The organism is Corallococcus praedator, assembly GCF_003612125.1.
In the GTDB taxonomy this organism is placed as follows: domain Bacteria; phylum Myxococcota; class Myxococcia; order Myxococcales; family Myxococcaceae; genus Corallococcus; species Corallococcus praedator.
Genome location: NZ_RAWI01000523.1, coordinates 1 through 5,495 on the forward strand (window position 1 = coordinate 1; position 5,495 = coordinate 5,495).

The following is a 5,495-nucleotide window of genomic DNA, read 5'->3' on the forward strand; positions in this document are numbered from 1 at the left end:
CACCCGCAGCGCACCTTCTGCCACTGGGTCCTCTACAACCTGCCCGTCAACGCCCAGAGCCTCCCGGACGGGGCCACCCTGGACGTGTTGCCGGACGGGGTGAAGCTGGGGCTCAACGACTTCCACCGGCAGGACTACGGGGGGCCCATGCCGCCCATCGGCAGCCACCGGTACTACTTCCGGCTGTACGCCCTGGACACAGTGCTGCCGGACCTGGGCCGGCCCTCCCGCGCGGAGCTGCGCGAGGCCATGGACGGCCACATCCTGGGCGAGGCCCAGCTCATGGGCACCTACGAGAAGGCGCATCACCGCGCCGCTTCCGACAAGTCCACCCGCCGCGACGGCAGCCGCAACCACTGATGAGAGCAGCCCTCACGGGGCGGGCAGCTCGCGCAACATCACCGCGGGCAGGCCCGGCACCTTGAGGTACTCCACGCGCGTGGGGCGGGCCTCCACCGGGGGCCAGCCCGGCGCGTCCAGCGCGGCGAGCAGCCCCAGCACCGGGAAGTCGAAGGACTCCACGTGCGGTCCCACCGGGGGCATGGGCAGAAGTCCCCACGCGAGCGACAGGCGCAGCCGCTCGCAGCGGGCCACCTGGGGGACGTAGGCCGGCAGGCGGTTCCCCTGGGGGTCGCCCGCTTCCAGGAAGCGGCACCAGGCGATGGCCTCCTCGCGGTTGAGCACCTCCGGCAGCACGTCCTGGAGGAAGGCCAGACGGAGCGGCGTCAGCTCCGGCCGCTTCGCCTCATCCACCCAGGGGAGCTGTTCGCGCACGCGCTCGGTGCGGTGGTAGTCCATCATCCGTCCGGCGCGGTCCACCACCGTCCGGTCCACGCGGCCGAGCGCCTCCCGCTCCCCCGGCGTCAGCGCCAGCGGGGCCAGCGTCCGGGAAGCATCCCGGGTCCACGCCTCGCGGAAGCGGGGGTCCACGTGCAGCCGCGCCAGTGCCTCCAGCGTCTCCGGATAACCCATGGTCGTGTCCCTTCAGGCCGCGCTCGCGCCGCAGCGCTGGAGGATGGCGCGCGCACGCGACAGCTCCTCCACCAATCGCGCGAAGGGCGGAAAGCCGCTGTCCATCTCGAAGTTCACACCCCGCACCGGACAGCGCGGCGCCACGTACTCCAACAGCCGCCACACCTCTTCGGGTGAAGTCGCCGAGTGGCTGTCCAATCGCAGTCCTTCCAGCGTCATGCCGCCCGCCAGGTGGATCTGCACCACCCGCTCCAGGGGCAGCCGGTCCAGGAAGGCATACGGGTCGAACCCGTGGTTGGCCGCATTGCAATACAGGTTGTGCAAATCCAGCAGCAGCCCGCAGTCCGCGCCCTCCACCACGCGGCGCAGGAAGTCCGCTTCGTCCAGCGTGTTGAGCGGCGTGTGGAAGAGATACGCGATGTTCTCCACCACGAAGGGCACGCCCAGGTCCGCCTGGGCCGCGCGCACGTTGCGCACGCAGGTGGCCACCGCCTCATCCGTCAGCGGCACCGGCGTGAGCGCGCGCAGGGGCAGGTCCCCCACGCGCGTGAAACACAGATGGTCGCCGTGCCACACGCTCTTCGTCCGCTGCGTGATGCGGCGCAAACCCTCGCGGTAGCCGGGCGCGTCCACGCCGTCCGAGCCCACCGACAACTCCAGGCTGTGACCCACCAATGGATAGCGCTTCGCGAGCAGGTCCAGGCGCCGCTCGGAGTCCGCCGTGAGCGGCAGGAAGTGCTCGGGCGTCACCTCCAGCCAGTCCACGCCGGGGTTGCCGCGCGCCAGATGCGGATTGAGGTCCCAGCGGTAGCTGAGCCCCACGCCAAGAAAGGGAAGGCCCACGGTGCGCGCTCCTTGCCCTCAGGCCCGCCGCCGAGCCATCACCTGGAAGTGCTGGCCCAGCACCGCGAAGCCCTCGTGCGCCAGCTTCTCCTGCATCGCCAGGATCTCTTCACGCGCGGCCCACGCGTCCCAGGGCTTGTCGGAGCTGCCCCCGCCCGCGGCGGCCATGGCGTTGAGCATGTCGAAGAACATCACCGGCTTGCCGAAGATCTCCAGCAGCTCCGCGCCCGCGGCCGCCACCGCCTGCTCCAGCTCGCGCACCGTGAACGCGTGCACCGGCAGGCCGTAGGGACACGTCGTCCGGCCGTCCTGGAGCGTGCGGAACGCCTCCTGGGGCCGCCCCATCTTCAGGGCGCCGGAGAAGGCCTCGTAGCGGTTGTCCACGCCCAGCACCACCGGCGCCCCCGGCTTCGCCACGCGCACCAGCTCCTTCACCGCGCTGGGGTACGCGTCCAGGCAGTAGGACACCGGGTCGCCTTCGCAGAACACCAGGTCGAACGCCGCGTCCGGCAGGTCCAGCGCCGCCACGTTGCCCTCCACGAAGGTCACGCGGTCCAACAGGCCCTTCACGCCGAACTGCGCTCGGGCCCCTTCCAGCATGCCCGGGGAGATGTCCAGCACGGTGACGTGGTGGGCCGCCTCCGCGAAGCGGGTGCCGAACTTGCCTCCGCCGCCGCCCGCGTCCAGCACGCGCCAGGACGTGCCGTCCCTGGGCAGGAGCGCCTCCACCGGCTTCCAGGTGAGGTGCTCGTAGGTGAGCCAGAACAGCTTGATGGCCATGGCGTTGGGGCCACCCTGGTCGTACTTCGGGGACACCTCGTCGTAGCGGCGCTTGAGGCTGGCGGCGTCGGCGGTGCTCATGGGGGTGCCTTCTTTCAGTAGTTGAAGGAGATCTTCGACAGGATCCGCCGCTCCTGGGAGCCGGCGAAGGGCTGATCCGTGTAGACGAGGAAGATGTCGCTCCATTGGCGGTAATGCCAACCAATCATCGCGTCCAGGAACGTGCCCTTCACGGCGTTGTAGTCCGCCAGCTCATACACATCCCCCTTCTGCAGCGTGAGGCGCGCGTAGAGGTCCGGGCTGAAGTGGTAGCGCAGCTGCGCATAGCCGGAGAAGCTGTAGCCGTCACCGGACACGCCGAAGAGGTCGCTGTTCTCCGGCACGCCGAAGTTGCGCGTGTAGAAGCCGCTGAACCGGGCGACGATGTGCGGCCCCACCTTGAAGTTCACCGCGCCGTTCAGGCCGCGAATCTGTCCGCCCAGGAACCGGCCGCCAATGGCGCTCAGCGTGTAGCTCTGCCAGTCATGCGGGAACAGGGTGAAGCCAAACGTGCCCAGGCGGTTTCGGAACCCCTCGTTGTCGTCGTAGATGCCGTCGAAGATGAGCGCGAAGTCGTGGTGCAGGTACGGCTGGACGTTGAGCCGCTGGCGCCAGCGCGTGCGCTGGTGTTCGTGGTTGCGGCGCCACAGCGTGTCCCACGTCACGTCCAGCCGGGGCAGGAAGCGCCACTTGGGGAACGGGTTCAGGAACAGGTGCGAATTGTAGCCCTGCTTGTCGATGACGGGCGTCCAGCCCAGCGGGTTCGCGTAGTTCTTCCCGATGTCCTCGAACTGCAGCCAGAACTCCGACAGCGTGTCGAAGCGGTGCAGGCCCACGTGGTACGCGTCCGAGTCCTCGTTGCCCAGCGGGCTCCAGCTCTTGAGCGCCTGCGCCTGGATGAAGAACTCCTCGAAGACGTGGAAGTTGCCGTCCAGGCCCACCGTCTGGAAGTCCGAGTCCCCGAAGATGCCGCCCCGCCCGCTGCGGTTGAGCGCCACGAGCGAAATCATCGACCGCTTGCCAATGTCATGCTGGAGCCGCAGCACGCCGGAGTTGACGTTCTCGAAGACGTCCCGGCCGTTCGCGTCCTTGCCGGTGAAGTCGCGGTGCTGGATGTCCATCATCGCGAAGTTCGTGTCGCCCACCTTGCCGGTGAGCTGCAACCCGCCCCACACCCGGTCATGCGGCCGGAGCGCGATGCGGCGCGAGGTGAAGATGTTGATGGGCGCGATGAAGAGGTGCTCGCTCTCCAGGAAGAACTGGCGGCGCTCCGGCAACAGCGGCTGCTCGGTGTCCAGCAGCAGGAAGCCCTGGTCCGCTTCGGAGTCGCTGAAGTCCGGGTTGGCCGTCAGCTTCAACGACAGCCACGGGGCCGGGTCGATGCGCGCGTCCGCGCCCACGTTGGGCCGGAGGGTGCCGCGGTCGTCGTTGTACTTGAGCGCCACCGTGGTGGCCACGTAGGGGGTGATGCTGAAGATGGAGCGCGGGTTGATGTCCTTGAGCCCGTCCAGGTGCGGATAGCGGCTCACCTTCGCGCTGTTCACCCCGTCCGGCGTCCAGTTGCTCCACTCCTGGTTGCGCGACTGTTCGCGGTCCAGGAGCATGCCGAACGTCATCTCCTCCTTCTTCTCGAACTGGAAGTTCGCGAAGGGGATGCGCACCTCCGAAATCCAGCCGTCCTTCACCACCGTGGACTTCGTCTCCCACTCGCCGCGCCAGTTGGTGGAGAACGCCTCGCCGTCGTCCACGATGCGCCCGTCGGTGCGCACGCCCAGCGGGTTGGTCCAGAAGTAGTACGCGTTGCGGTGGTCCAGGTACGTGTCCAGGATGATGGTGATGTTGTCTTCCTGGTGGAGGAACCCCTCGTTCTGCACCGTGTAGCCGGAGATGCGCTCCGGCTTCGAGTCCAGGCAGTGGAAGAGGAAGTAGAGGTTGTCCTTGTCGTAGAGGATGCGGACCTTGGTGTCGTCCGGCGCGGGACGGCCGTAGTCCACGCGCGTGAGGAACCAGCCGCCAATCTCCGGCGCCGTCTGCCACGCCGGCTCGTCCCCCTTGCCGTCAATGGTGATGACGTCCTTCGTCTGCGTCGCCGTGACCTTGTAGGTCGAATCGGCGAAACCCAGGGCGGGCACCAGCGCGACGCACAGCGCGGTGCCCCAGCGACACACATTTCGAAAGGGGCTCATCCGGGCTCCGTGTTGGGGTTGAGGGCGGTCACCGGGACCGCGACAGGCGAGACGTCGGAGGACTCGCGGACCCTCGACACACAGCCGAGGGCCAGCACGAAGGCCGCCGAGGAAAGAAGGAACGTGAAGCCAATGCCGGCCCGCTGCGCGACCAGGCCGTAGGTGATGGGCGCGAGCACGCCCGCCAGCGCCGCGCTGGAGCCCAGCGCGCCCATGAAACGGCCGCGCTCCGTGGGCGACGGCACCTGCTCCACCACCAGCGCGGACGCGGAGCTGCGGTGCAGGCCGTCCGGCACCGCGAGCAGCACCCACGCCCCCACCAGCGCGCCCAGCGCGTATTCGTGCGGCAGCCAGCCGGAGGCGCCGAGCACCGCCGCCATCACCGCCATGCCCGCCTGGCCCAGCGTGATGAGGCCCACGCGCCGGGGCAGCCGGTCCGACAGCCGTCCGCCAAAGGGCTGCACGAAGGCGAAGACGAGCCACGACACCGCCACCAACGGCCCCACCAGCTCCCGGGGCGCCCCCAGCTCCACCGCGTAGAGCGGCAGGTACGTGGGGAACAGCGCCAGCGCGAAGGTGAAGAAGAACTGCCAGAGGAACAGGCCCGAAAGATGCGGGTGGTTCTTCACATACGTGAAGGGAGACATGAGTCCCTGGAGCGCCAGCGCCCAGCCC

At 68.8% G+C, this 5,495-nt stretch carries 6 protein-coding genes; 1 reads left to right on the plus strand and 5 read right to left on the minus strand.

Annotation, left to right across the window (positions count from 1 at the left end):
- Positions 1–360: YbhB/YbcL family Raf kinase inhibitor-like protein (locus D7Y13_RS37800; protein WP_147452592.1), on the plus strand; the 360-nt coding region annotated here is incomplete at its 5' end.
- Positions 361–372: 12 nt separating this feature from the next.
- Here the strand turns inward: D7Y13_RS37800 and D7Y13_RS37805 are convergent.
- The 5 genes from D7Y13_RS37805 to D7Y13_RS37825 form a co-directional block, all read right to left on the minus strand.
- Positions 373–972: a hypothetical protein gene (locus tag D7Y13_RS37805; RefSeq protein ID WP_120585433.1), complete on the minus strand. Its 600-nt coding sequence runs from the start codon at positions 970–972 to the stop codon at positions 373–375.
- A 12-nt stretch (positions 973–984) separates the two neighbouring features.
- A complete protein-coding gene (locus D7Y13_RS37810) occupies positions 985–1,815 on the minus strand; it encodes an MbnB/TglH/ChrH family RiPP precursor modification enzyme (protein ID WP_120585434.1) in 831 nt (276 codons plus the stop codon).
- Between the two features lie 18 nt (positions 1,816–1,833).
- Positions 1,834–2,676: a methyltransferase domain-containing protein gene (locus D7Y13_RS37815; protein WP_158620468.1), complete on the minus strand. Its 843-nt coding sequence runs from the start codon at positions 2,674–2,676 to the stop codon at positions 1,834–1,836.
- Positions 2,677–2,690: 14 nt separating this feature from the next.
- Positions 2,691–4,820 carry a carbohydrate binding family 9 domain-containing protein gene (locus D7Y13_RS37820; RefSeq protein WP_120585436.1) on the minus strand — a complete coding sequence of 710 codons (2,130 nt, stop codon included), beginning with the start codon at positions 4,818–4,820 and terminating at the stop codon, positions 2,691–2,693.
- Positions 4,817–5,495 (minus strand): MFS transporter (locus tag D7Y13_RS37825; RefSeq protein WP_208734533.1); only part of this gene is annotated, 679 nt, incomplete at its 5' end. The genes D7Y13_RS37820 and D7Y13_RS37825, both read right to left, overlap by 4 nt.